The 2,991-nt window shown below is 69.6% G+C and carries 3 protein-coding genes; 1 reads left to right on the plus strand and 2 read right to left on the minus strand.

The features are described 5' to 3' along the window. Positions 1 to 614: beta/alpha barrel domain-containing protein (locus AC5RWT_RS36210; RefSeq protein ID WP_494084436.1), on the plus strand; the 614-nt coding region annotated here is incomplete at its 5' end. Between the two features lie 58 nt (positions 615 to 672). Here the strand turns inward: AC5RWT_RS36210 and AC5RWT_RS36215 are convergent. Both AC5RWT_RS36215 and AC5RWT_RS36220 read right to left on the minus strand, forming a co-directional pair. Then, on the minus strand, positions 673 to 1,431 hold the full coding sequence (locus AC5RWT_RS36215; RefSeq protein WP_494084437.1) for a GNAT family N-acetyltransferase: 759 nt from the start codon (positions 1,429 to 1,431) through the stop codon (positions 673 to 675). Between the two features lie 2 nt (positions 1,432 to 1,433). Then, on the minus strand, positions 1,434 to 2,991 hold a 1,558-nt coding region (locus AC5RWT_RS36220), incomplete at its 5' end, for a M3 family metallopeptidase (protein ID WP_494084438.1).

A 2,991-nucleotide genomic window follows, 5' to 3' on the forward strand; every position in this document is an offset into this window, starting at 1 on the left:
AGGTGCTGCAGTCCCTCGGCGTGGACTACATCGACGAGTCCGAGGTCCTGACCCCGGCCGACTACACCAACCACATCGACAAGTGGAACTTCACCGTCCCCTTCGTCTGCGGTGCCACCAACCTCGGTGAGGCGCTGCGCCGCATCAACGAAGGGGCGGCCATGATCCGCTCCAAGGGTGAAGCCGGCACCGGCGATGTCTCCAACGCCACCGGCCACATGCGCCAAATCCGCGCCGAGATCAAGCGCCTGTCGGCGATGCCCGAAGACGAGCTGTACGTCGCCGCGAAGGAACTGCAGGCCCCGTACGAGCTGGTCAAGGAGATCGCCGCGACCGGCAAGCTGCCGGTGGTGCTGTTCACCGCCGGCGGCATCGCCACTCCGGCCGATGCCGCGATGATGATGCAGCTCGGTGCCGACGGCGTGTTCGTCGGCTCCGGCATCTTCAAGTCGGGCAACCCGGCCGAGCGCGCCGCCGCAATCGTGAAGGCCACCACCTTCCACGACGACCCGGACGTCATCGCCAAGGTCTCGCGCGGACTGGGCGAGGCAATGGTAGGCATTAACGTTGACGAGATCCCGCAGCCGCACCGCCTCGCCGAGCGCGGCTGGTAAAAACCAACGACGGCGAACGCCCGGTTCCGCAGCTAAGTGCGGCGCCGGGCGTTCGTGCTTAACGGCCGGGGTTCAGCCATAACGTCTGGCCCCGGCCCAGGAGCTGGAAACCACGGGCTGCATAGAGTTTTTCGCCCAGCGGCGTGGCGTTGAGGACCAGTTGCCGTGCGCCGGCGGCGTGGGCTGCACGTGCTGCCGCGCTGAGGATGCCGGATCCGTAACCGCGGCGGCGGTACCGCGTACCGACCGCCATGTTGAAGATCCCCGCCACGTCCGGCGACGTGGCGCCCTGGGCAGGAGTCCCGGCCGCCGCAGGCGGGACGCCGGGCAGGAAAGCGTATCCGTGCCCTATGAGCCGCGCATCGGTGCGGGCCACGGCGTGCCAGGTCCGGCCTAGGCCCTCGCCGGCGGGCCGCCGCGCCACCTTCAGCTCCATGGCGTCCGGACCCGTGATTTCCGGGCAGTGTGCATCCAGCGACACCCCGGCCGGTTCGTCACGCAGCACGCTGGCCACTGGCGCGGCCATCCACCACGGTTGCCATCCCGCCTCGAACCCGAACGGGCGCAGTCCGCTTCCGTCCACGCCCGCGTTCAGCCAGGCGCCCACCGTGGAGGCTCCCAGCCTGGCGCCCTCCGCCAGCGCGGGGCGGATGCCCGCCGGGGAGATCCGGTCCGGGAACAGCAGCATCAGCTCGCGCCGGGCGGGCAGCCACACCCAGCGGCTTCCATGCGTGGTGAAGGTCTTTCCGCCGGTCGCAGCGGCCAGCGCGTCGAACCAGGCGGACTGCACACGCTGGCAGCCGGCGATGGTCACCACGGTCAGCGGGCGTTCCCGGAGACGCGTGAGGTACTGCGGCCGCTGTCCAGTCCGCGCCGCGCCAGCAACGGTGCCAGATCGGCGTCCCGGCCGCGGAAGTTCCGGAAGGCTTCCAGCGGATCCGTGCTGTTGCCCCGGGAGAGCAGTACGCGGCGGAAACGATCCCCGTTGCCCCGCTGCAGTCCGCCGTTTTCCCCGAACCATGCCACCGTATCGGCGTCCAGCACCTCACTCCAGATGTAGGAGTAGTACCCGGCCGCGTAGCCGCTGGAGAAGATGTGCTTGAAGTATCCGGTGCGGTAGCGCGGCGGCACCAGGGGAAGGTTGATGCCGGCGTCGGCCAGTGCCTGCCGTTCGAACGCCAGCGGATCCGCGACCTGCTGCCCGGCGGACAGGCTGTGCCAGGCGAGGTCGAGCACGCAGGCGGCCAGGTATTCGGTGGTGGCGAAGCCTTCGCCCCACAGCCCGGCAGCCTTGACGCGGTCCAGTGCCTCCTGGGGCAGCGGCTCCCCGGTTTGGTAATGGCGGGCATAGTTGCCGACGACTTCGGGATCCAGCATCCACATCTCGTTGACCTGCGACGGGTACTCCACGAAATCCCTGGGCACGTTGGTGCCGGAGAGGCTGGGATACTTCACCCGGGACAACAGGCCGTGCAGCGCGTGCCCGAATTCGTGGAACAGCGTCACCACGTGGTCGAAGCTCAGCAGCGCAGGTTCGCCGGGAGCCGGACGCGGGATGTTCAGGTTGTTCATCACCACGGCCTGCTGTCCCAGAAGCCCGGACTGCTCGACGAGTGAGTCCATCCAGGCGCCGCCGTTCTTGGTGTCCCGGGTGTGGAAGTCGCCGATGAACAGGCCGAGCCGGGCGCCGTCGTCGTCCAGCACTTCCCAGATCCGGGCCTGCGGACGGTAGGCCGTGAGATCGGGCCGAACCTCGAACCGCAGCCCGTACAACCTCTGCGCCGCGAAGAAAACACCGTCGCTGAGCACCCTCTCCAGCTCGAAGTACGGCCGCAGCCCGGCCAGGTCCACACTGTAGTCGCGGCGGCGCACCGCCTCGGCGTAGAAGGCCCAGTCCCACGGCTCGAGGGCGTGTCCGGCGGCGTCGGCCAGGATCTCCGCCTCTGCCCGGGCGTTGGCGACCGCCGGTGGGATCAAGCGGGCGAGCAGGTCCTGCACCGCTTCCAGCGAAGGGGCAGTTTGGCCGTCCAGCACATACTCGGCGTGATTGGCATAGCCCAGCAGCGCGGCCCGGTCGGCGCGCAGTTCCGCCGTGCGGGCTGCCAGCTCAAGCGTCCGGTTGCCCGCGTCGCCACGCCCTGCCGAGGCCTCGTGCAGAAGGCGGCGGGTTCCGCGGTCGGTGAGTGCTTCCAGCGCGGGCTGGGCGGTGGGCAGGTCCAGGGTCAGCAGCCAGCCGTGGTCGTGGCCGGCGTCCCGGGCAGCCTGGGACGCGGCGGCCAGCTCGTCGTCGGGGAGCCCGGCCAGTTGCCCGCGGTCGGTGATATGCACTGCGGCGGCATTGCCGGCGGCCAGCAGTTCGCGCGAGTATTCAGCGTAG

The sequence above is a fragment of the Arthrobacter sp. Dra40 genome (assembly GCF_059091905.1).